The organism is Spirosoma harenae, assembly GCF_054776975.1.
Map to the genome: position 1 here is coordinate 315,630 of NZ_BAAHBD010000027.1, position 22,147 is coordinate 337,776.

At 45.6% G+C, this 22,147-nt stretch carries 17 protein-coding genes; 7 read left to right on the plus strand and 10 right to left on the minus strand.

Annotated features, from left to right (window positions below):
• Window positions 1–101 precede the first annotated feature (101 nt).
• From ACYVE4_RS26400 to ACYVE4_RS26420, 5 genes are all read right to left on the minus strand, one after another.
• The gene (locus tag ACYVE4_RS26400; RefSeq protein WP_461043290.1) at window positions 102–1,169 is read right to left on the minus strand and encodes a sulfite exporter TauE/SafE family protein; all 1,068 of its coding nucleotides are present in this window, start codon (window positions 1,167–1,169) and stop codon (window positions 102–104) included.
• A gap of 206 nt (window positions 1,170–1,375) precedes the next feature.
• Window positions 1,376–1,825 (minus strand): DoxX family protein, encoded by a 450-nt coding sequence (locus ACYVE4_RS26405; RefSeq protein WP_461043291.1) that lies wholly within the window; start codon window positions 1,823–1,825, stop codon window positions 1,376–1,378.
• A 74-nt stretch (window positions 1,826–1,899) separates the two neighbouring features.
• Window positions 1,900–2,472: a Crp/Fnr family transcriptional regulator gene (locus ACYVE4_RS26410; protein ID WP_461043292.1), complete on the minus strand. Its 573-nt coding sequence runs from the start codon at window positions 2,470–2,472 to the stop codon at window positions 1,900–1,902.
• 80 nt (window positions 2,473–2,552) lie between these two features.
• Window positions 2,553–3,752: a S8 family serine peptidase gene (locus ACYVE4_RS26415; RefSeq protein ID WP_461043293.1), complete on the minus strand. Its 1,200-nt coding sequence runs from the start codon at window positions 3,750–3,752 to the stop codon at window positions 2,553–2,555.
• Between the two features lie 132 nt (window positions 3,753–3,884).
• Window positions 3,885–5,723 (minus strand): hypothetical protein, encoded by a 1,839-nt coding sequence (locus tag ACYVE4_RS26420; protein WP_461043294.1) that lies wholly within the window; start codon window positions 5,721–5,723, stop codon window positions 3,885–3,887.
• 158 nt (window positions 5,724–5,881) lie between these two features.
• Between ACYVE4_RS26420 and leuS the strand changes: the two genes are divergently transcribed.
• The gene (gene leuS, locus ACYVE4_RS26425; protein ID WP_461043295.1) at window positions 5,882–8,728 is read left to right on the plus strand and encodes a leucine--tRNA ligase; all 2,847 of its coding nucleotides are present in this window, start codon (window positions 5,882–5,884) and stop codon (window positions 8,726–8,728) included.
• A 49-nt stretch (window positions 8,729–8,777) separates the two neighbouring features.
• Here leuS and ACYVE4_RS26430 read toward each other — a convergent pair whose 3' ends face one another.
• Window positions 8,778–9,797, minus strand: a complete 1,020-nt coding sequence (locus ACYVE4_RS26430; protein ID WP_461043296.1) for an LLM class flavin-dependent oxidoreductase — start codon at window positions 9,795–9,797, stop codon at window positions 8,778–8,780.
• 165 nt (window positions 9,798–9,962) lie between these two features.
• On the opposite strand from ACYVE4_RS26430, the gene ACYVE4_RS26435 reads away from it, so the two are divergent.
• The 3 genes from ACYVE4_RS26435 to ACYVE4_RS26445 all read left to right on the plus strand — a co-directional run bounded on the left by ACYVE4_RS26435 (window position 9,963) and on the right by ACYVE4_RS26445 (window position 13,963).
• Complete coding sequence (locus ACYVE4_RS26435) at window positions 9,963–10,835, plus strand: glycerophosphodiester phosphodiesterase family protein (RefSeq protein WP_461043297.1); 873 nt, start codon at window positions 9,963–9,965, stop codon at window positions 10,833–10,835.
• A 112-nt stretch (window positions 10,836–10,947) separates the two neighbouring features.
• A complete protein-coding gene (locus ACYVE4_RS26440) occupies window positions 10,948–13,074 on the plus strand; it encodes a M48 family metallopeptidase (protein ID WP_461043298.1) in 2,127 nt (708 codons plus the stop codon).
• 70 nt (window positions 13,075–13,144) lie between these two features.
• A complete protein-coding gene (locus tag ACYVE4_RS26445) occupies window positions 13,145–13,963 on the plus strand; it encodes a peptidoglycan-binding domain-containing protein (RefSeq protein ID WP_461043299.1) in 819 nt (272 codons plus the stop codon).
• Between the two features lie 184 nt (window positions 13,964–14,147).
• On the opposite strand, the gene ACYVE4_RS26450 is transcribed toward ACYVE4_RS26445, so the two are convergent.
• Together ACYVE4_RS26450 and ACYVE4_RS26455 are read right to left on the minus strand one after the other, a co-directional pair.
• Window positions 14,148–15,743 (minus strand): GNAT family N-acetyltransferase, encoded by a 1,596-nt coding sequence (locus ACYVE4_RS26450; protein ID WP_461043300.1) that lies wholly within the window; start codon window positions 15,741–15,743, stop codon window positions 14,148–14,150.
• Between the two features lie 195 nt (window positions 15,744–15,938).
• Window positions 15,939–16,967, minus strand: a complete 1,029-nt coding sequence (locus ACYVE4_RS26455) for a threonine aldolase family protein (RefSeq protein WP_461043301.1) — start codon at window positions 16,965–16,967, stop codon at window positions 15,939–15,941.
• A gap of 249 nt (window positions 16,968–17,216) precedes the next feature.
• Between ACYVE4_RS26455 and ACYVE4_RS26460 the strand changes: the two genes are divergently transcribed.
• The 3 genes from ACYVE4_RS26460 (at window position 17,217) to ACYVE4_RS26470 (ending at window position 19,592) form a co-directional block, all read left to right on the plus strand.
• A complete protein-coding gene (locus ACYVE4_RS26460) occupies window positions 17,217–18,215 on the plus strand; it encodes an OmpA family protein (RefSeq protein ID WP_461043302.1) in 999 nt (332 codons plus the stop codon).
• A gap of 73 nt (window positions 18,216–18,288) precedes the next feature.
• Window positions 18,289–18,786 (plus strand): hypothetical protein, encoded by a 498-nt coding sequence (locus ACYVE4_RS26465; RefSeq protein WP_461043303.1) that lies wholly within the window; start codon window positions 18,289–18,291, stop codon window positions 18,784–18,786.
• 32 nt (window positions 18,787–18,818) lie between these two features.
• Entirely contained in the window at window positions 18,819–19,592 is a 774-nt protein-coding gene (locus tag ACYVE4_RS26470) for a hypothetical protein (RefSeq protein WP_461043305.1), read from the plus strand.
• Here the strand turns inward: ACYVE4_RS26470 and glgP are convergent.
• Both glgP and ACYVE4_RS26480 read right to left on the minus strand, forming a co-directional pair.
• On the minus strand, window positions 19,589–21,244 hold the full coding sequence (gene glgP / locus ACYVE4_RS26475; protein ID WP_461043306.1) for an alpha-glucan family phosphorylase: 1,656 nt from the start codon (window positions 21,242–21,244) through the stop codon (window positions 19,589–19,591). The two genes, ACYVE4_RS26470 and glgP, sit on opposite strands and share 4 nt — an antisense overlap.
• A 178-nt stretch (window positions 21,245–21,422) precedes the next feature.
• A complete protein-coding gene (locus ACYVE4_RS26480; protein WP_461043307.1) occupies window positions 21,423–22,130 on the minus strand; it encodes a DUF4097 family beta strand repeat-containing protein in 708 nt (235 codons plus the stop codon).
• Window positions 22,131–22,147 lie beyond the last annotated feature (17 nt).

Consider the following 22,147-nt stretch of genomic DNA (forward strand, 5'->3'; position numbering starts at 1 on the left):
AAGAAAATCAATAGATTATGATTCGCTTTTTGTTTCTCCGTTAAAGACGTAAAACTGGTTTTTTGCAAAATTAAAGAATACGTAATGGCTTTAGGTTATTTCTAGAAAAACTTGATGATTTTTCGAAGACTAACAATGATGATGACGATACCTACTAATATCATCATCGTTTTAACGGGTAGTTTTTGAGCGAGTCGGGCGGCAATAGGGGCCGCGATCATACCCCCCAAAATTAGGCCCAGAATTACAAGGCCATAGTTATCTAGACCAGCGTAGAGAGCAAAGACTACTGAGCTGGCAAATGAAACGAAGAATTCTGCCAAATTAACCGAGCCAATAGTATAGCGGGGATGTCGTCCGGCAGCAATCAGGGTGGAATTCACAATTGGACCCCAGCCACCACCGCCAATAGCATCGACAAAGCCGCCGAACCAGGCCAGCAAACCAATCTGTCGAACCGGTTTTTTCTTGGTGCGTTTTATTAAAGCTTTCCTTAAAATCAGGATACCCAAAATGGCTGTATAAACCGAAATTGCCGGATTAAGGTAATTCGATATTACCTCCAGATCCGCAAGTTTGGTAATGAGAAATGCGCCCAAGGCAGCCCCAATGACGCCAGGAATCAACACTATCTTAAAAAGCCGGCTGTTGACGTTGCCAAATTTCAGGTGCATGTAACCCGATACGCCCGACGTGAAAATCTCTGAACTGTGGACACTCGCAGTCGCGAAAACGGGGCTGATTCCTACACTTGTCAGGAAGGTTGTTGCTGTAACCCCATAAGCCATACCCAACGCGCCATCAATCATTTGAGCAACGAATCCGGCCAGGATAAAGTAAAAAATGTCGGGGGTTATATTAATTGTACTAACTATCAGCGTCAGTCGATCCAGCGTAAAATAGCTAAATAAGAGATGGCCGACAATCATTAGAGCCAGTGAGGCAAATACGTAGATGGCAATTTCAGTGCGATTTCGTCGGCGGAGTAGGGGTTGCGAGTTGCCAGTTTGAATCGTGGCAGTTGGGAAAGCGGCTCGCAACACTTCAGCCTGTTTTAGAGCACTGGCGCCCTGAAGGTTGATAGTCAATCCATTAAGATCGATTTCTGGTTCCGTTCCAATCAATGTATTACCTGTTGACTCGGTCGTAGGGATGATGGGCTGACTCATACAGTATAAAACCTATCGAGTTAATGGATTAAAGTATTTATGAAAAACGGCACGTCAGTGTGCCGCTAACTATCTGCGTTTTCCCATTCGTAACGGGAAGACTGGTAGAAAAGTGCAGCAAAGATACGGAAGACTATCAGAATAATGCAAGACGAAGGGCTAAAGAACAAACTCAATGACCCTTCATCTTTATTTTTTAACAGCATCTATGGTAAAGTGGCATACCAAATCCAGAGCATATAAAGGGGCTGGAAAAGCAGTCGTGACCATACGTACCAGGGTTTAGCAGGTAGACCACCTGGCGGAGGCAAGTTGTTGATAGCTACGTTGATGTTTGCTGGAAATATGGCAATTAGTAAAAGGATTAGCCCCCAGGCCGACCAGAAACGAGTATCTGAAAACAATATGCCAACGGCAAGAATAAGTTCTGCCGCCCCGGAAAGCAACACAAAAAAGCGAGCGTTGGGCAGGAATGTTGGAACCATATATTCCAGTGACTCGGGTTTACGTAGATGACTTAAACCGATCAGTACGAACATCACTGTAGTGGCTAGCAGTGCATCGTTATGTGTATTGAGTAAGTAGGGTGCCTGGCATATCCAGCCGATTCCGTAGAGTAATGCGCCAATAGACAAAAGACCCAAAAAGAAAGCCATAATCGTGTTTGTGTTGATTGATGGGGCAAAGTTCCGGTGCTGGCTAGCCCCATCCACTAACAATTGTTAGGAAATCAGATTTCCCGACGAATACGGCTCAAACTTTCGGGCTCAATACCTAAATAGGAGGCTAAATGACGTATAGAAATAGTTTGCACTAAAACCGGATTCTGTTCGAGCAGTTGTGTGTAGCGCTGCTTGGCGTTGCTGGTCAGAAACTGAACTTCGCGACTGGTTTTACGTAAAAAGGCCTGTTCGGCAATCAACCGACCAATTCGTTCAGCCTTGTGCGATTGATCGTATATCTTTAGCAGATTGGTTTTACTAAATCGTAGGGCTTGCACCTCAGTAAGTGCCTGTACATTGAACGCTGTAGGTTGGTTATTCAGAAACGAAGAGTAAGCAGAAACAAAACTATCGCTAAACTGAAAATCAAGTGATATATCCTTTCCATTACTGTTCAGAAAGAGCCGAACCATTCCATCGACGATGTAATATATGTATCGTTCGACCTGACCTTCCTGAATCAGAAAATCATGCTTCTGATACGTTACAGTTTCAATAATAGGCGCAAATTGAAGCCATTCTTCATCGGTTTGCGAGGAGAGCGTCTCAAATTTCCTGCGAAGTCGGTCCAGTTCATTCACGGGTTTACAATTTATTTCAGGTTTCAAGTTAACTGACTCCTACTTGTTTTTGCATCAGCCAACTAGAAACCTGAAACAAATTAATTTCCTTCGCCGGCCATTGGATCGGCTTTCCCGTCAGGGTCGCCCGTAACTGTGCCGTGGGTTGGTAAAGTATTGCCCCGAATCAATAAAAGACCCGCTACGTGTGGAGAAGCCATTGACGTTCCGCTTAATGTCGCATACGTGCCACCTTTATACGTAGAGGTAATTCGAACGCCGTACGCACATACGTCGACGCTGCTTCCGAAATTGGAGAAGGAGGCAAATTTATTATTACTATCCATCGCAGAAACCGTAAATACATTGGCATGATTGACTCGCGATGGTGAATAATTATCCGCGTTTTTACCGTCGTTCCCAGCTGCTATTGCGAACAGAATGCCCAGATTAGCAGCCTGAGTGATGGCTCGATCAAGCGTTGTAGATGTGCTTTCACCGCCCAGACTTAAATTGACAACATCCCCCGCTTTACCGTTCTGTGCGACATAATTAACTGCCTGAATAATACCCGATAGTTTTCCTTCGCCATCATCGTCAAGTACACGTAGAGAAACCAGGGTTGCGCCGGAAGCAATTCCCGTTACGCCGATGCTGTTGTTTTTGGCACCGATAATTCCGGCTACATGGGTTCCATGGCCATTTTCGTCGTCGGCCGAAGAATTGCCGCTAATAAAGGATTTACTTCGGGTGGCGTCCACATTCAAATCAGGGTGATCGAGATCGATACCGGTATCGATGATCCAGACGGTTTTATCGGTTTGTAAATCACCACGCCCATAGCCGGTTTGTTTGATATTCCATGATAACGTCGACGTTGTAGCTACGTCGACGCAGCTACAGATTGACATAATCCGGTCTGGCTCAATGGTAACTACGCCAGCGGCCTGTCGTAATTGCTCTGACTCTTGCTCGGTCATGTGCGCTAGAAAACTGGTTTGTTCTCCGGCGGATAACACCTCGGCTTGTGTATCGGCAATCTGATGGTCAGTCAGTAACTGTTCGACGGTGGCTTCAACAGCCGCTACCCGAGCACCAGGAGCAGTTGGCAGAGTCTGGCTATTCTGGAGAGTGACAATGTAGGAACCGGCAATGGCAACGCCACTATTGGTGGATGCTTTGACCAGACAATCGGCTGAAATACTGGCGGGTTCTACACTACTGTCGGATTGACAACCAAACAGACCGATACCAATCACCAGCACATTGGCTGCCGTTGCGAAAGGGAAAAAACGTCGCATAACGTATGTACGAAAACAAGAATTGGAAAAGATGAATCGTAGAACGTTAGGCCATACGTTTAAAGAATTTTTCGTGTAGTTAACTGTACGTTAAAAACGAAATAGCCGTTGCAACTCGTGTAGTTGTCGAAATTATTTTACGGGTCGAATCGGTAGAAAAACTACTCGTCCAGCGGCTGGAAAACGGGTTTCTGCAATGGGTAATCCGTAACGCTGATAAAATTGAGAAACCAATTCAGGGGTCAATAAATCGGTGTAGAGATTGATACCGGCAAATTGGTTTTTTCGGAGGAATGCGTCCAGAAATTGCCAATCCTGTTCCGTAAACAATCGACCCGGTTTTAGCCGTTGTGGCCAGCTATCGCGAAGAAACGGGCCAATCTGGTCGGGGTGAAGCCGCCCGAAATACTGCCCGACACCGCTTTTATCGTAAAAGCGTCGGAAGGTAAAGACAGCATTTTGCTCATCATAATAAGGACAAAGTCCTTCCGGATCGCCAACCCCATCTGCTCCCACCGTGCAAAACGGCCAATCGAGTACCGCAACGCCCGGTTGTTTACGAACAATTGCACAATAATTCAGAACGCTATCTGAGGTAATTGGAGTTGGATACAACGATCGTGGGTAATAGCCTGTATACCATTCCATTCCCATTAACACAAGAATTAGGCTAATACCGATCTTCCCTGGAGTTTGTCGAGGCCATTCAATTGGAAGAGCTAACAAACAGAGGAGCACCGGATAAACCAAACTGGCGCGTCCGCCATGCCGATTGAAACTAAACCAGGGGAATATTTTTAATGTCGGAAAAATGACTGGATGATACAGCAGGAAAAATGCCAGTGCCAACAAAATTGGTAGCCAAAGTGAAATCGTACGACGAATATTCCAGAAACCGATCCCAGCCAATAAAACAAGATAGAGCCCTGGACTGCCCTGACTGTAACTTTCGAATGAATCGCCAAACCATTTTTCGTAGGGTAGATGATACGTTGTTAAACCTGGCAGATGCGGAATCAGTAAACGAGCGGGATGCGACCAAATCGGTGGATTCGGAGCGACTTTAAAATCAAACTCCCAGGCTGTCAGCGCGATTTGTAAGGTTAAGGGCAAATAAGCATAGAGACTGGCAGCTATCAGAAATAGACAGAATAAAGAGCTTACTTTATGTTTGCTCCATTGACTGGTTAAATAATTGAAAGTCAGTTGGATAATTTTAGTTGATTCTCCCTGTGAAGCGACTTGTCGGTATAAAACAATGACTAAAACAGGGAAAGTTAGCGTAGTGAAGGTTAGGGCGAAGCCAGCCACGTAACCAAGTTCCTGCCCTAAAATCTGAACATGCAGCCAGATCCAAATCAAGAGGAATGGAAGTGAAATCGTTTGTCGATTGAGTACATCGTATAATAGACGATAGCTTGCGATGATCGCTAATGTTGTCCAATGCCCGATACAAACGTTCATGTGGACAGGGAATTTATAGAGACCGTAAAAATTGAAGACGGAGACAATTAACCCAACAACAAATGCTTTACCTCGACCAAATGGAGATTGTAAGAGAATAAATGCGCCAATCGCTGAAACAAGTAAGGTATACAGGTAATAAGGTTGTAGATAAGGACCGGGACCGTCAAAAAGAAGGTAGCAGAAACGGTACCAGTAATCACGCTCAAATCCCCAATCCAGAAAAACCTGATTCGTTCCGTAGGGATAAAATGTTTGCGTGTTGACAAGGTTTAGGTGAGGAAACGGATTGACTGTCAGATTCTTCGTGAAAAAATAGCCTACATATTCAAACTGGTCTGTATCATTTCCGTCGGAGAGGGGATACCTAAAATCACCGATGGCTTCATAGCCGAGCCAGCCTGTTATAAGCCCTAATCCGAGCACCCAAAGCCAGAACGAAAAGTCGGAAAAGACGTTTGAGGAAGTAGCTGGGGTTGGCAGAATAGCTGGGCGAACTCGGTTCATGAGGAAGTTTACGCACTCATCGACAGGAGCGATAGGCAAAAATCTGAGTAAAGGGCTATTTTTGCAAGGAAACAACGAACTGTGCTGGAAAAACTAATTATCCACCAGCCGCGTATTTATTTAAGAGAATTCTACGATTTTCTGATCGTACTACCATCATGGCGGATTACAACCATTCTGAAGTTGAAAAAAAATGGCAGAACTTTTGGGATGAACACAACACGTTCAAACCGGACGAATTGACCAGCAAACCCAAATATTATGTACTGGACATGTTCCCGTATCCGTCAGGAGCGGGGCTACATGTCGGGCATCCGCTGGGTTACATTGCCTCCGATATTGTCGCACGCTACAAACGACTAAAGGGCTTTAATATATTGCACCCAATGGGTTTCGATTCGTTCGGACTTCCAGCGGAACAGTATGCGATTCAGACGGGGCAGCATCCAGCCATTACTACCGCGCAGAATCGGGAGCGATACATCGAGCAATTAAAAAATATTGGTTTCAGTTTTGACTGGACCCGTGAGGTTCGCACGTCCGATCCAGCCTATTATAAATGGACACAGTGGATTTTCATGGAGTTATTTCGCTCGTGGTACAATCGGGATACAGACCGCGCTGAACCCATCGAAACGTTGCTGGAAAAATTCGCAACGAACGGTACGACGGATGTGAACGCAGTGTGTGATGATGACGTCCCCACTTTTACGGCTGCCGAGTGGAATGCCATGTCGAAGAAAGAGTCGTATGAAATTACACTGAAATACCGCCTTACTTATTTGGCCGACGCGGTTGTGAACTGGTGTCCAACATTGGGTACGGTATTGGCCAACGACGAGGTGAAAGATGGCGTTTCCGAGCGGGGTGGCTATCTAGTCGAGCAAAAACTGATGCGCCAGTGGATGATGCGTATCACTGCCTACGCCGACCGCCTATTGACCGGACTTGATACTATCGACTGGACCGAATCGCTGAAAGAGCAACAACGAAACTGGATTGGAAAGAGTGTTGGTGCAAGTGTTCGCTTCGCCGTAATGAATAATGAAGCTGATACTCATCACTCATCACTCATCACTCATCGTTACATAGAGGTTTTCACTACCCGCGTCGATACCATCTACGGGGTTACGTTTATGGTGTTGGCGCCGGAACACGAGTTGGTACCTCAGTTGACAACACCAGAACAGCGGGAGGCTGTAGAAGCATACGTGAATGCTGCTAAAATGCGTTCCGAGCGCGACCGTATGGCGGATACGAAAGCGGTTTCGGGTGTGTTTACTGGAAGTTACTGCATCAATCCATTCAATAATGAGAAGGTACCTATTTTCCTGGCCGATTATGTATTGGCTGGCTATGGTACCGGTGCTGTAATGGCTGTTCCGTCTGGCGATCAGCGCGACTGGAATTTTGCAACTCATTTTAATTTGCCTATTATCCCAATTCTGGATGCACAAAAGGATATTGATAAACAGGCAGATAACACGAAAGAAGGGCGCTATATCAACTCGGGCATCATCGACGGTATGACGTATCAACAAGCTACGGCTGCGTTGATTGCCTGGCTGGAAGATCGCGGATTAGGTCGTGGAAAAGTAAATTTCCGAATGCGCGATGCCGTATTTAGTCGCCAACGGTATTGGGGTGAACCCGTGCCGGTATATTTTAAAGATGGTCTGCCATATCTGATCGACGAAAGCGATCTGCCACTGGAATTGCCCGCCATCGATAAATATCTGCCTACTGAAACCGGCGAGCCACCACTAGGACGGGCTGAGGGGTGGAAATACAAAGGCGAATATGAGTACGAACTGAGTACTATGCCTGGTTGGGCAGGGTCATCGTGGTATTGGTACCGCTACATGGATCCGAATAATAATGGTGATTTTGCTAGTAAATCGGCTATCAATTATTGGCAAAATGTCGATCTATACATCGGTGGTACTGAACATGCTACGGGCCACTTGCTATATAGCCGTTTCTGGAATAAATTCCTGAAAGACAGAGGGTATGTGCCGCAGGAAGAGCCCTTCAAAAAGCTTATTAATCAGGGCATGATTCAGGGTCGGTCAAATTTCGTGTACCGGTTAAAGGGAACGGGATTTGACGGTAGGGTGCCCGTTTTTGTTTCATTGAATCAAATCAATGGACAGGACGTAACACCTTTGCACGTTGACGTGAATATTGTTGAAAATGACGTATTGGATATAGAAGCCTTCAAAAAAATACGTCCTGATTTGACCGAAAACGCCGTATTCATTACAGAACCGAATGGGCAATATGTCGTCGGTGTCGAGGTCGAAAAAATGTCGAAATCGAAGTTCAATGTAGTGAATCCCGACGATATTGTCGCGAAGTATGGAGCGGATGTATTGCGGCTTTACGAAATGTTCCTGGGACCGTTGGAACAGGCAAAACCCTGGAATACGAATGGCATTGATGGTGTGTATCGGTTCATCCGTAAGTTCTGGCGGTTGTTCTATAAAGATAACCTGGCCGATAATACGAGTCAGTGGATTGTAACGGATGAAACACCAACACCCGCTGAACTGAAAGTTCTGCACAAAACGATTCAGAAGGCTCAGAGCGATATTGAAGCTTATTCGTTCAACACTTCGGTTAGTGCATTCATGGTCTGTGTGAACGAGTTAACAGCGTTAAACTGTCATAAAAAAGCCATTTTGCAGGATTTGGTTTTGATCTTGTCACCTTATGCTCCGCACATTACCGAAGAGTTATGGTCTGCTCTAGGTAACGAACCGGGGACAATTTCAACCGCAACGTTCCCGAAATTCAATCCGGCTTATCTGGTCGAGGATGCGTTCGAGTATCCGATTCAGATTAACGGGAAGGTACGCACCACGATCAGTTTCGCCATTGATCGAGCACCAACTGAAATTGAACGCGAAGTTTTGGCCGACGAAATCGTGCAGAAATGGCTCGACGGAAAATCGCCCAAAAAAGTGGTGGTCGTCCCGAAACGGATCGTGAATGTGGTGATATAAAATGAACGGGGCCGGTTTCTCAAACCGGCCCCGTTCATTTTATGAAAACTTACGATATAACAGCGACCTCATTCTTCTGAGTTGCCAATGCGTCGCGAATTTGTATCGTCAGCGAGAGCGAATATTTTCGGGCTTCATGATCGAAAATTGGCGCAGAGATAATGAGTTCATCGGCTTGAGTTTGCTCTAGGAAAGCCCCCAGCTGACGTTGAACAGTTTTCGGCGACCCCACGGCCGCGTACTTAAATACAGACTCAATTCCAGCTAATTCATAATCTGGCCATAATGCCGTTAAATCATCAACAGGAGGCTGCATTTGACGGGCTTTCCCACGACGGATATACAGAAATTGTTGCTGAACAGACGTAAATAGGCGTTCTGCCTCCCGATCAGTATCGGCAACAATAACGTTTGTCGCAACCATCGCATAAGGTTTCGACAGATTAGCTGATGGTCTGAATTCGCTTCGATACACGTGTAATGCATGCATCAGATCTTTGGGCGCAAAGTGCGAAGCAAACGCGTAGGGTAGGCCCAGCATAGCGGCCAGTTGCGCTCCGAACAGACTAGAACCCAAAATCCAAATTGGTATGTTCAATCCATTTCCTGGCACAGCCTGTACAAATTGATTGGAATCGTCCGGTTGAAAATAATGCATCAATTCAACCACATCCTGCGGAAATGTATCGGGGCCAGTAGCATTTCGTCGTAAAGCACGAGCAGTTGGCTGGTCTGAACCGGGGGCGCGGCCTATGCCGAGATCAATTCGACCCGGATAGAGTGATTCCAGCGTACCAAATTGTTCGGCAATAACCAATGGCGAATGGTTTGGCAACATGATGCCTCCTGAACCGACACGAATTGTGTTCGTCCCGCCAGCAACATACCCAATAACCACTGAGGTGGCCGCACTAGCTACACCCGGCATGTTGTGATGTTCAGCTAACCAGTACCGATTGTACCCAAGCGATTCAGCATGTTGAGCCAGATTGAGTGTATTGTGAAATGCCTGAGCGGCATTATTACCGGCTACGATGGGAGATAAATCAAGAATTGAGAAGGGAATCATAACATAATCAACTTAGTGTAATTTGGAGACGATTGTCATCCCTGAAGCGTAAATCCAGTCTGGATTCAACGTAGATTTGTGGATTGGTAACAATACACATTAGCTGATCGGTTCCTAAAAGGAACTATTGGTTTCCTGCAAGAAACCGGTCATTTTTCATTTCTCATGACTGTGCGATACGCTCTATTACTGGCAATTTCTCTAACTGCCTGTACACCAAAAGCTACGACTAATCTTTCTTCTGGTAAAGACGCTGATTTTTTCAGGTACAAACCCAATCAAGCACCCTTAATTTCGGTGCATCGGGGTGGGGGCGATCTGAAAAATTATCCTGAGAACTGTATCGAATCGTTTGCTTATGTAGCCCAGCAGATCGGTTCACCAGAGCATCCAGCTATCATTGAATGCGATATTGACCTGACCAAAGACAGTGTAATGGTGATGATGCATGATGCAACATTAGACCGAACAACGACTGGAACAGGTAAACTGATCGAGAAAACCTATGCTGAATTGGGCCAATTTCGATTGGAAGATAATATGGGAAATGTAACGCCCTATAAAATTCCAACGCTTGAAGATGTGCTTCGATGGGGAAAAAATAAAGTCAGATTTACACTCGATGTAAAACGAAATGTATCGTTTGCGAAAGTGGTTGAGATGATTCACAAAACGGGTGCTGGCGATTATGCCTGTGTGATCACCTACAATGCACAGGATGCGGCTAAAGTTCATCGGCTCGATCCAGACCTGATGATGTCAGTTACCATTCGAAACCAGGCCGAATACGACCGTCTTCGTGAAGCGGGTGTTCCTGACAATCGAATGGTAGCGTTTGTCGGTGTCAAAGAGCCAGAAGCAGAATTGTATCAGTTTCTGCATCAAAAAGGAATTGCTACCATATTGGGGACGCTCGGGAATTTGGATAAACAGGCAACCGCTAAGGGAGATCAGCTGTACAAAACCTTCGTTCAGCACGGAGCGGATATTATGAGTACTGATCGCCCTCTGGAAATGGCGCGGGTCTTGTATAAATAGTATTGCGGGATTCAGACAATACTGGTGTTGAAATTTGGTAAGTCGATCTGTATATCGGTAATTGCGGGTTAACCTAAATAGACACTATACAAGATAAAATTTCATTTATTTTATGGTATCCACCTCAGCAATTGAACCTGAATCCAACCTTATTTATCCACCCGCGCCTACCTTACCAGATACTGGATTTCTTGATCCTTCACCCGCGTTTCGTCAGCACGTACTACGTACATTGTTGGGTATAGTTGGCTTTGCCATTCTCTATCTATGCCTTATTGGGTTTGGCCTTGGGCTTGCCTATGGCTGCGTTTTAAGTACGATTTGGCTGATCAGTGTTTCTATAAACAAACTCACGATTATCATCGGATTAGGCTTATTGGCACTAGGGATCATGTTCCTGCTTTTTCTGGTGAAATTTCTGTTTGCTGTGTATAAAAACCAGGATGCGCAACGCGTTGAAATTACGGCCAAAGATCATCCTCGATTGTTTACGTTCATTCATCGATTAACGGAAGAAGTAAACGCGCCAAAGCCTTATAAGATTTACCTGTCACCCAATGTGAATGCCTGCGTGTTTTACAATTCCAGCTTTTGGAGCTTGTTTTTACCAGTCCGTAAGAATCTGGAAATTGGTTTAGGTCTGGTCAATTCGTTGAATATAAGCGAGTTTAAAGCGGTAATGGCTCATGAGTTTGGCCATTTTTCGCAGCGATCGATGAAGCTGGGAAGCTACGTGTATATCGTCAATCGGGTTATTTATAACTTGGTTTATGAGCGCGATCGTTGGGATGCTTTGCTAGATCGCTGGGCATCGTCGGGAGGTTTGTGGGGCATTTTTGCTGGGTTTACGCACATCTTGGTCAATCTCGTTCGAAGAATTCTGAGTAAAGCCTATCAGTGGCTTAATCTGCGCTATATGGGGCTTTCTCGGGAGATGGAATATCAGGCTGATTTAGTAGCGGTGAGTGCGGCTGGTGGGCAGCCAATTATTACAGCGCTTCGGCGTATTGAACTAGGCGATGCTGCTTACCGTCAGACACTCAACTACCTCAATGGCCTTGTTGACCAAGCGAAAATAGCCCAAAATCTGTACCCGCTTCACACCGAAACGATGCAGATGCTAGCCAGCGAAAATGAAATTGAGATCGTAAATGGTTTGGCGATTCTAACGGATGAACACGCCTTAAAGATTGCATCACCCAATCGGGTAAATTACCAGGATCAGTGGTCATCGCATCCATCACAATCAGAACGAGAACAGAACATTCAGTCCGTTTTAGCCCCTTGTACCCCCGACGAGTCGTCGCCGTGGAGTTTGTTTAATAAACCAGAACATTGGCAACAGGAACTAACCGCCCAACTCTACGTTGGCGTTGAATTGTCGGAAGGAGCCGCAAAGCAATTTATTAATCCAACTGACTACCGTGCCTACGTAATTGATCAAAACCAACGGGCTCAATTGCCTGAAAGATATAACGGCTTCTATGATCGACGCTTACTACACACATTCGATCCGGTTTTGGTCGCCGATTCAGCAGAATCAATACCAGATGCCGATACCATTTTTTCGGACGAAAATCGTCGGTTACGAAAACGGCTATTTACCAATTACGAAGACCAGACTACGCTGGAACAGATTAAGACCAGGCAGATTCAAACCCGTACATTCGATTTTGACGGTAAGAAATATGATTGGAAGAACGTAGACCTAGTTCTAAATCAACTCAATCCAGAAATTGAGGCCTTACAGAAAGGCTTTGAGCAGGCTGAAGAAGACGCTTTTCGCTGGCATTATCAAAAGGCAAAAGCGCAAGGAGTAGGTAATGAATTAATTAGTCGCTATCAGCTTTATTTTAGTCTGGATGCCGACAGAGAAAGCTATCTGCAACTCATCAGTGGGTACGGTAAACTCGTAAAGAATACCTACGACGCCGTAAAAGATGGGGGTACTCTGAAACGAGGGATGGGTGGTCAGATTGATGAGCAAAATGAAAAAATACAGCAAGCTTATAGCCATAGCCAGACCATTGACGTTCCAGAAAAACTGGGTGAACACGAATTTAAGCATGGTTATGCTGCGTATTTATTCGAAGAGGAACCACAAAATATTCATGGCGACTCATTCAATTGGGAGCATATGGTGGCCTTATACCGACAATTAGAAGAGATCCCTCAACGAGCCGCTCATGTTCAGATCATCGTCTTACAAGAGCTTATCCGCTGGCAGGCTGCACTTTAAGCGAAACTACTAACCTGCAAGAGATTTACTTCTGACGGGTTTCGATTGTCCATCCCTGTTTTCCACCGATATGCAGAAGGCATTCTTTCAAAATGAGCTAACGATTAGCGCAACTCAGCAGCGAAATGGAGTAACCAACACGAAAAAAGACGTACGCAAAATTCAGTCTTGGCTTACGCTATTCGCTATGTCCAATCCGGGTATGGTCACAGCCACCAGTGTCGACGGAGACTTTGGAAAAGCTACTGAACAGGCAGTTAGAAATTTCCAAAAGGCAAACGGTGTTTCGCAAAATGGGATTGTCGATCGAGCCGTCTTCAACCTGATGGTAGCCCCGATGCGCGCTGCTTTTTCAGGCAATGCGGCTGGCAATGAACTGCGTGGGCTAGTCGTAAATGTGGCGCGGAATCATCTGTTGAGCCGACCTTTTGAACTGGTTATCGATAAGGAACCCAATTCGGGACCATGGGTTCGGTCGTATATGGACGGAAACGAAGGAGCCGAATGGTTGTGGTGTATGGGATTTGTCCAGACAATTATCGATCAGGCTGCTTCGTCGCTCGGGAAGGATTTTAAAAAGATTATGCCGTTGACCTATAACTGTGATGTGGTAGGAATGACTGGCTTACAAAACGGTAATCTGTTTCGATACACACAACTCCGCGCTAACCCGTCTCTCATAAAACCGGGCGATATTTTTCTGTTGCAAAAGACGCCAAACGACTGGGTACATGCCGGACTAATTACCCATATCGGCGACGATATCATTGAAACAATTGAAGGTAATACCAACGATGGTGGCTCGACTAATGGTAATGCCGTATTGAGCCGAGTACGAAATTTCAGAAAATCGAAATTGGATGTATTTTCAATAGAAGGGTTGGTGTGAGTCGATGGTTAAAATCTAAGTTGATTCAGGATTAATAATGTAGGTACAAAGAGTAAATTTTTGTCATTCCGACGCCAGGAGGAATCTTAAACTTGCCTATTAACCGATTAAGAGATTCCTTCTGGCGTCGGAATGACAAAAAATAGTTCGAATTGACCCCGATCGAGCAATTTCCAGTCAGTCATTAATTGGCCACTACAATAACGGGTGGAACGGCTTCTGGATCATTGTCGGCCGATGCTTTTCGCTGTTTAAGCGCTTTGCGAGCCGCTTTTTTCAGGGATACATCGTATAAGTCTGTCCGACGATCTTTCAATACTTGTACAGAACCATGTTCATGGAGTTCTTTCAGTAAACTTAAATCGACGTCGGCGATGAGGACCATTTCGGTGTTGGGAGTGGCTTCTGCTTTTACGGCATTCGTTGGAAACTGAAAATCAGAAGGTGTAAATACTGCCGATTGGGCGTAATTGATGTCCATATTATGCACCCTTGGCAGGTTCCCGACACAACCCGATATAGCTACATAACACTCATTCTCAATAGCTCGTGCCTGCGCGCAATGTCGTACCCGGGAGTAGCCGTTTTGTGTATCGGTCAGGAAGGGTACAAATAGAATCTGCATCCCTTGCTGAGCCAGAATCCGACTTAATTCGGGAAATTCCACATCGTAACAAATTACCATCCCGATTTTACCACAATCCGTATCGAACGCCCGAATTTCGTGGCCGCCTACCATCCCATAATGCCTCACTTCATTAGGCGTGATGTGGATTTTGCGGAACTCTTCGAATGAACCATCCCGTCGGCAGAGGTAGGCTACATTGTAAAGCTTTCCATCGTCAACAAGGGGCATGCTACCACCGACAATATTGACGTTGTAAGAAATCGCTAATTCACAGAGTTTTTCGCGTACGGGTATAGTGAAATCAGCTAATTTTCGAATGGCGACGGGCTCCGGTAAATCATTGAAATCAGCCATGAGCGGGGTGTTGAAAAACTCCGGTAATACCATGAAATCGGCCCGGTAATCGCTTACGGCATTCACGAAAAACTCCACCTGATCTAAAAAGGTAGTCAGATTTTCGAAAAGCCGCATTTGCCACTGAATTACACCCAGTCGGATAATGGAATCAGTATGTGGTTTTTTGTCTTCCTCTTTTACGTAATAAATATTGATCCATTCCAGCAGGGTAGCGTATTCTTTCGATTCAGAATCGCCGGGTAAATACCCACGCAGGACTTTCCGGACGTGGAAATCGTTGGAGAGCTGGAACGTTAGCGTCGGATCATAAATTTCCTTTTGCTTAACCTTGGCGATGTACTCACGAGGTGACAGCTCTCCGGCATATTTATTATAGTTCGGAATACGTCCGCCAGCCAATATACCCTTGAGATTCAACTGCTCACATAATTCCTTTCGGGCATCATAAAGCCTACGACCTAACCGTAAATCTCGATAGTCGGGGTGGACAAATACTTCTATACCATATAAATAGTCGCCTTCGTCGTTGTGCGTTTTGAAGGTATAACCCCCCGTAATTTCATAATACGTATGGTTGTCGCCAAAGTCGTCGTATTTCACTCGAATAGCCAGCGCAATAGCAACCGCCTTCCCGTCGACCTCCACACAAAATTGACCTTCCGGAAAAATGTTGAGTAGTTTACTGATCGAACTTTTGGGCCAATAATCCCCACCAATACCACTGTAGACCTCAATCATGGTTTCTTTGAGGTCGTGGTAATCTGACTTCTGTAAGTTTCTGGTTTGTATATGCATAATTGTCAGAACCGGGATTTTATAATTTAACTGACCGACTTTGATTTTGAACCGCCGGGCGGCCCCGCGGGATTTTTGTGATTGAACTGATTTTGTTTTCGCTTCGAAGAAGGTCTAATCTACAAAATCAAAGTCGGTCAGTTAAATCATAAAATCCCGCGGGGCCGCCCGGCGGTTCAAAATCAGTTTAATCCATCAATTTGCTAAATCCCGGTTCAGAAGTAGTTCTAGTTCTGCTACCATCTCATCGGTAAAGTCAAGATGGGTTACGAAACGGACCAGGTGTTTCCCAAAAGCGATGCTGCGGATACCTTTTGCCTCTAATTGGGAAACGTAGTCTTTAGCTAAGATGGTTTCGGGAAGTCGGAAAATGACAATGTTGGTATCAATCGGCAGAATTTCTTCGACTTCTGGCCGTCTCTCCAGCATCACCCCGAGTTTACGAGCGCGTGCATGGTCCTGTTTAAGCCGGTCGATATGATGATCGAGCGCGTAAATACCCGCAGCAGCCAGAAAACCAGCCTGACGCCAACCACCACCCATAATTTTACGGAAACGCCGGGCTTTCCAGATGAAATCAGCTTTACCCAAAAGAAGTGATCCAACCGGACAGCCTAATCCTTTAGATAAGCATATGCTAATCGAATCGAAAAGCTGACCGTAGGCGGTCGTAGGCTCTCCTGTTTCAACGAGTGCATTAAAAAGACGGGCTCCGTCCAGGTGCAGGAGCAAACCATGTTCGGTGCAAACCTGTCGGATTGCCGCAATTTCAGGAATCGTATAATAGCATCCGCCCCCTTTGTTAATCGTGTTTTCAAGGACAACTAACCGAGATAGTGGCTTGTGCGGATCAGTCGAATTATAAATATGTTCGCGTATAAGGTCGGGCGTGAGTTTACCGCGTATACCGTGGGCTAAACTGGCAGACGCTAGAGCATTTACCGAAATTCCACCACCTTCGTATTGATACACATGGGATAGGTAGTCACAGATGACGTCGTCGCCAGGTCGGGTGTGGGTGCGAATGGCAAGTTGATTCGTCATCGTTCCGGATGCGCAAAACAAAGCTGCTTCCATTCCAAATAGGGCTGCAGTTTTTGCTTCAAGCGCATTTACAGTTGGGTCATCATTAAATACATCGTCACCTAATGGAGCCGTAAACATAGCCTCACGCATGGCTGGCGTTGGATGGGTAACCGTATCACTGCGAAGATCAATAAGCATAAATTGTAATTAACGAATGTCAGGTTGTTTTGATGAACGAATTGAAATGCGAAATTGATGAATTATCACCCAATCTGCGCCGTTAATCCGGCTTGTGGCTGACAATAAATAAGAAGTTTAGTGTAATGCCGGTCAAAATTGCTGGCAATCTTGCTTTTATACCACTTGAACGTATTTTTGAGCAACCTTTTCATGAAAAGCCGCCTTGAGCGGTCATTCAAAACGTAGCACAGAAAACCCAGCTTCAATATGACAAACAAAGCTCCCTGGATCATTCTACTGGTTTTGTGGATGATCGGCTCAACCTGGTGGCACGTCTGCAAAATTAAGCAGCTATGTGGTGACAATATAAATGCATCGACCATAACGACAGACGATCCTGAATCGACCGATAGTGGAACTGGATTTACCATTGCTGATGGCGACTTATTCAAACTGGAGTTCCCGGGTAATTTTAGTTTTGCCAGATCAGGAGCCAACGCCAATGTGAATACACTGGGCGGATCGCTGGATTCAATGGTTGGGTATTTAAAAGCAAATCCTGGTCGAACGCTGGATATTACAGGCTATTACACGTCTGAGGAAACGAACAGTACTTCTTTCTCAAATCTTGGTGTTGCGCGCGCAGAAGGTATCAAGCAATACCTGATACAACAGGGAATTCCGGCTGAATCCATCATGACGAAAGGTGAGGAACGGGATCTGACGTTTACGGCGAAGAACGATTCAATTTATGGTGGACTTGATTTTGCTTTTAATGGAGCTGCTAAACCAGCCACTGAGCCTGTCGCCGTTCCTGAAACCACTACTCCCCCAAAACCTGAAGAATCGGCCAAGACCCCTGAACTGGCTAAGATCACAAAACCAACGACGGAAAAAGAACTGGCCAACGCTGAGAAGTTTGAATCCATATTCAAACCAATCGATCTGTATTTCCCAATGGGGGAGGCCTTCTACATTAGGACCGACGAGACGAAGAAATTCTTCAAAGAAGCTATCCGATACCTGGCAGAACACCAGGACAAAAAATTTGTCTTGACGGGGCATACAGACGATTCGGGAGAAGACGATGTCAATATGCAGCTTTCGCGAGATCGGGCAAATGATGTGAAAGCTCGTCTTCGTAAAGCAGGCGTTCTGGCGTCTCAAATCAAAGTGGTTGCCAAAGGCGAAACGCAGCCTAAAGCCGATAACAGCACCGAATCGGGTCGCAAGGCAAACCGACGTGTAACCGTTGTTGTTGAATAATCATTTTAAGAAGTTCCAGATTCAGCAAAACGACATCAGGAACATCAACTAAATCCCATAAACCTTTCAAGTTATGTTTGAGATGAACCCCTTGAACCTGCCTGATGCCATGATGCAGCAAATCATAATGCTGATTGTGTCTACGGTTTTAGGCTTTATTATTGGATACAGTTCGCGGCAACGAACTATTCGGGCACTCGAAAGTGAACTAGCTACCACGGAGCTTGCGGTGGACGATTGCCTTCGGGCTGCAGCAGCAACGGCTGAGTCATCGACTGACGACCCTGAGGCTATTGTCCTCAACCGAATCCGCGCCAGAGCTAACGAGCTTAATTTTGCCCGGATTGGCACAGCCACCATTGCCGAAGTGGATGACCTGAAAGATATAGTGGGTGTCGGTCCATTTCTGGAAAAGAAACTGCATGCTATCGGGATTTATACGTTCCGCCAAATTGCCAATTTTACGAAGGAAGATATTGATAAGGTCAACGACATTATTGAGTTTTTTCCGGGGCGTATCGAGCGTGACGACTGGGTTGGTCAGGCCGTAAAATTTGCAAAGCGGAAGTAGTTTGTCTTTCACCCATTTTAACCTATCCCCTTATGTTTGGCTTAGACCCGTTTAACCTTCCTGTAGCAATTACCGAAATGGTGATTTTACTGGCAGTGGCTGCGTTTATTGGCTGGCTGCTAAGCCGGTTGGCATTAGCAGGCCGGATAAATACACTTCAGGAGTCGATTGAGAGAAAACAGGCAGAACTGGACGATTGCCGTTGGATTAAGAAAGCAGGAAAAGCAAGCGGAGGAGTAACCTCTCGACCGCAACCCATCATTGAGACACCTCCGGCGTTTGTTCATGCCGATCCACTTCTGCCAGCCATTGCTCCGGATGAGACGCCTGAGCTTATTGATGCAGACATAAAAGCACCGATTGTTAATACTTCCCCTGAGGTCATCACACCGATTGTTCCAGAGCCAGTGGTCATAAAACCCGTTCCAGAAGTTAGTCCAGTTGCTGCGGTCATACCACCAGCGCCAGCTTCGATCCTGCCTCCTGTTACAACGGGTAACTCCGAAGCGGCAGTACTAAGTCGAATTGCGGCTCGAGCCAGCGAAATCAATTTCGATCGTATTGGACGGGCTACGGCTGCGGAGGCCGATGATCTGAAGACCATAGTAGGTGTCGGGCCATTTCTGGAACGTAAACTGCATAGCCTGGGCATTTATACGTTTCGGCAGGTTGCTAATTTCACGAAGGAAGATATTGATAAGGTAAACGAAATTATCGAGTTCTTCCCTGGCCGTATTGAGCGGGATAATTGGGTAGAACAGTCTATTGAATTTTATCAAAAGAAATACGGCCGGCAGAATTCTTAATAAATCTGTTCGTAATAATCCGTTGCCATCCGATTCGATCCAAAATACGCATTTACATCGTTCATGCTTTGTAAAACAATCGACTGCCAATCTGCGGGACGATCATAGTACATAGGCAGGATTTCGTTTTCGAGTAGAGTAAACAGATGGTCCCGATCATGCTCATCGCGAGCGTGGTAGGGCAGGAGCGGATCAGCGGTAGGAACCAGAAAACAATTCTCTCCCGGTTTAGCAAATTCACGTACCCAGCCATCATTGGTCGAAATAGTTACGGCTCCATTCATGGCAGCTGTCATGCCCGATGTGCCTGATGCTTCGCGATTTACAATAGGCGTGTTTAACCAGCCATCAGCGCCATCTTTCAGAAGTTTGGAAAGCCCTAATTCATAGCCCGTTAACACTGCCATATTTGGATATAAATGGCTTAGGTAATAAAGTCGATTAAAGACTTCAATGGCGCCATAATCCATCGGATAGGGCTTCCCGGCCCAGATGATTTGTACGGGATAGTTTGTCTGATTAAGCAACCGACTGAACCGTTCCATATCGTCCACCAGCAAATCAGGTCGTTTGTAAGTCGCAAAACGTCGGGCCCAAACGAGTGTCAGCACATTCGGTTGGAATAGTTTGCCGACCTGATCGGCTACTAGAGTAAATAAAGGACGTTTTAAGTCCAACTTGCGAGCAGCAATAGCCTGAATATCAACCGATAGGCGAGCAGATTCCAGTTGAGGGTCTGTCCAGTAACGTTGATTTTGGGCGTTCGTTACGTGACTAATAGGGCAGATGCCCTCAAACCTTGCCCACATCTGGCGGGCTACTTCGCCATGAAGTTTAGAAACACCATTTGCCAGTCGACTCAGCCGCAGAGCCACCAGCGAATGATTGAATACATTGTCTTGAATGCCGCTGATTTCCCGCACTTTATCCATCGAAAGACTACCGAAAAATCCTAACTCGTTCAACAGATGAATATCGTGCTTCTCGTTTCCTGCTTCCTCGGGCGTATGCGTTGTGAAGACAAATTGTTGACGAACTTCGTCTGCCGAACCCGTTTGCTGATACCGGTAGAAGATCGCGGATAATGCGTGCGCTTCGTTCAGGTGATAAACCTCTGGTGTATAACTCAGCGCTTCGAGTAATTTAGCCCCGCCAATTCCCAGAACCATGCACTGGATAACCTTTATTCGTGCATCATTATCATAAAGTCGGTAGGAGATTGAACGAGCCGCTGTGTCGTTCCCATCAATATCCGTTGTTAGAAAAAACAAAGGAACGGTCTGAAAAATAGTCGGTTCTAGGTAATAAGCGCGAACTCGAACATCCTGACCTGCTATGTCGATTGTGAACTCAATAGTCGTGTCTTGTAGAAAGGAATAGATTTTCTCCCGAAACTGCACAGCCATTGCATTATCAGTCTGGCGAACCTGATCATAGTAGCCATATTTCCAGAGCATGCTGATGCCAATCAGATTTTGTTTGAGCTCAAAAGCACTCTTCATGTGCGAACCCGCCAGAAAACCCAAACCACCCGAATAGGTTTTTAAGGCCTGGTCGACGGCAATTTCCATGGAGAAATAGGCTACTGATTTTTTAAACCGCTCATCAATGATGTAAGGAGCCCGGAAGGGAGAAAACAACTGATTGCTCATAGGTTTGTAGAACTAAGTAGAGCAATATAAAGCAAATTGATCATTCCGATAATAGTAAGTAGGAAATAAGCAGGAAAAAATAGAAGCTAAAAATGACAATGCGCCTTTGCTCAAAACGGCTTTTACCGTTTAGAACAAAGGCGCTGTCGCCAAAGTAGAGTTAAGTGAATAGGTGAGTTTAGTCTTTTTTGCGCAGGAAAATATTATTACTAATAGATTCCAACTGAACGATTGGGCCTCCGCCGTTTAAGGTTCCTTCCAGCAGGTAGCCAACCATCGGACGTTTCTCTTTCTTATTCTTGAAGGCAATGTCAAGATCGGAGTAAACTTCGCCGGTAATGGTTTTCATAGCCAGATTAGCGCCTTTTGCTCTGGGCCAGCTCATGTCCACATAGCCGCTGATGGTTTTGGCAAAAACGGCTTCTGTAGCGCCCTGAATGTCGATATTGCCGTTAATGGTTTCTACTTTCAGTTTGGCATGTCGGGGCAGAGTTACTTCGTAATTGATTTTGCTACAGACATAATAATCCCGCCCGTTCATGTCCGTCCGCCATCGGTGACCATCGCCCGGACAATCTTCGGCTTTACCATCTTTCAGTTTTTCCTTATCAAAATCCGTTTTAAGGCTAACTTCCTGATCGGTAGATGCTGTTGTTACAACCAGCGCATCGTCTAGTTTTCCACCGTTGATTGTAGCTGATATACGTACCGATAAGTCAGATTTATCCCAGTAGCGAATCTGGATACTGTCGCCAAATTTCAAATGAAGATTGACGAGCTGGTTTGCCGAAACAGGCATTGTTTTCTGAATGATTCGCTGACCAAAAACGGGACGAATAAGAAAACTCGTTAGCGTAAGCAAAAGCAGGAGTAGGGTATTTTTCATAGGAATAAGGAGTGAAG

What these genes read in the sequence shown, in the direction of transcription:
- ACYVE4_RS26450 (WP_461043300.1), bottom strand. Translation starts at nt 15,743, where the DNA reads ATGCATATACAAACCAGAAACTTACAGAAGTCAGATTACCACGACCTC.
- ACYVE4_RS26465 (WP_461043303.1), top strand. Translation starts at nt 18,289, where the DNA reads ATGTTTGAGATGAACCCCTTGAACCTGCCTGATGCCATGATGCAGCAA.
- ACYVE4_RS26480 (WP_461043307.1), bottom strand. Translation starts at nt 22,130, where the DNA reads ATGAAAAATACCCTACTCCTGCTTTTGCTTACGCTAACGAGTTTTCTT.
- ACYVE4_RS26470 (WP_461043305.1), top strand. Translation starts at nt 18,819, where the DNA reads ATGTTTGGCTTAGACCCGTTTAACCTTCCTGTAGCAATTACCGAAATG.
- ACYVE4_RS26445 (WP_461043299.1), top strand. Translation starts at nt 13,145, where the DNA reads ATGCAGAAGGCATTCTTTCAAAATGAGCTAACGATTAGCGCAACTCAG.
- ACYVE4_RS26460 (WP_461043302.1), top strand. Translation starts at nt 17,217, where the DNA reads ATGACAAACAAAGCTCCCTGGATCATTCTACTGGTTTTGTGGATGATC.
- ACYVE4_RS26405 (WP_461043291.1), bottom strand. Translation starts at nt 1,825, where the DNA reads ATGGCTTTCTTTTTGGGTCTTTTGTCTATTGGCGCATTACTCTACGGA.
- ACYVE4_RS26435 (WP_461043297.1), top strand. Translation starts at nt 9,963, where the DNA reads ATGACTGTGCGATACGCTCTATTACTGGCAATTTCTCTAACTGCCTGT.
- leuS (WP_461043295.1), top strand. Translation starts at nt 5,882, where the DNA reads ATGGCGGATTACAACCATTCTGAAGTTGAAAAAAAATGGCAGAACTTT.
- ACYVE4_RS26400 (WP_461043290.1), bottom strand. Translation starts at nt 1,169, where the DNA reads ATGAGTCAGCCCATCATCCCTACGACCGAGTCAACAGGTAATACATTG.
- ACYVE4_RS26440 (WP_461043298.1), top strand. Translation starts at nt 10,948, where the DNA reads ATGGTATCCACCTCAGCAATTGAACCTGAATCCAACCTTATTTATCCA.
- ACYVE4_RS26415 (WP_461043293.1), bottom strand. Translation starts at nt 3,752, where the DNA reads ATGCGACGTTTTTTCCCTTTCGCAACGGCAGCCAATGTGCTGGTGATT.
- ACYVE4_RS26430 (WP_461043296.1), bottom strand. Translation starts at nt 9,797, where the DNA reads ATGATTCCCTTCTCAATTCTTGATTTATCTCCCATCGTAGCCGGTAAT.
- glgP (WP_461043306.1), bottom strand. Translation starts at nt 21,244, where the DNA reads ATGAGCAATCAGTTGTTTTCTCCCTTCCGGGCTCCTTACATCATTGAT.
- ACYVE4_RS26455 (WP_461043301.1), bottom strand. Translation starts at nt 16,967, where the DNA reads ATGCTTATTGATCTTCGCAGTGATACGGTTACCCATCCAACGCCAGCC.
- ACYVE4_RS26420 (WP_461043294.1), bottom strand. Translation starts at nt 5,723, where the DNA reads ATGAACCGAGTTCGCCCAGCTATTCTGCCAACCCCAGCTACTTCCTCA.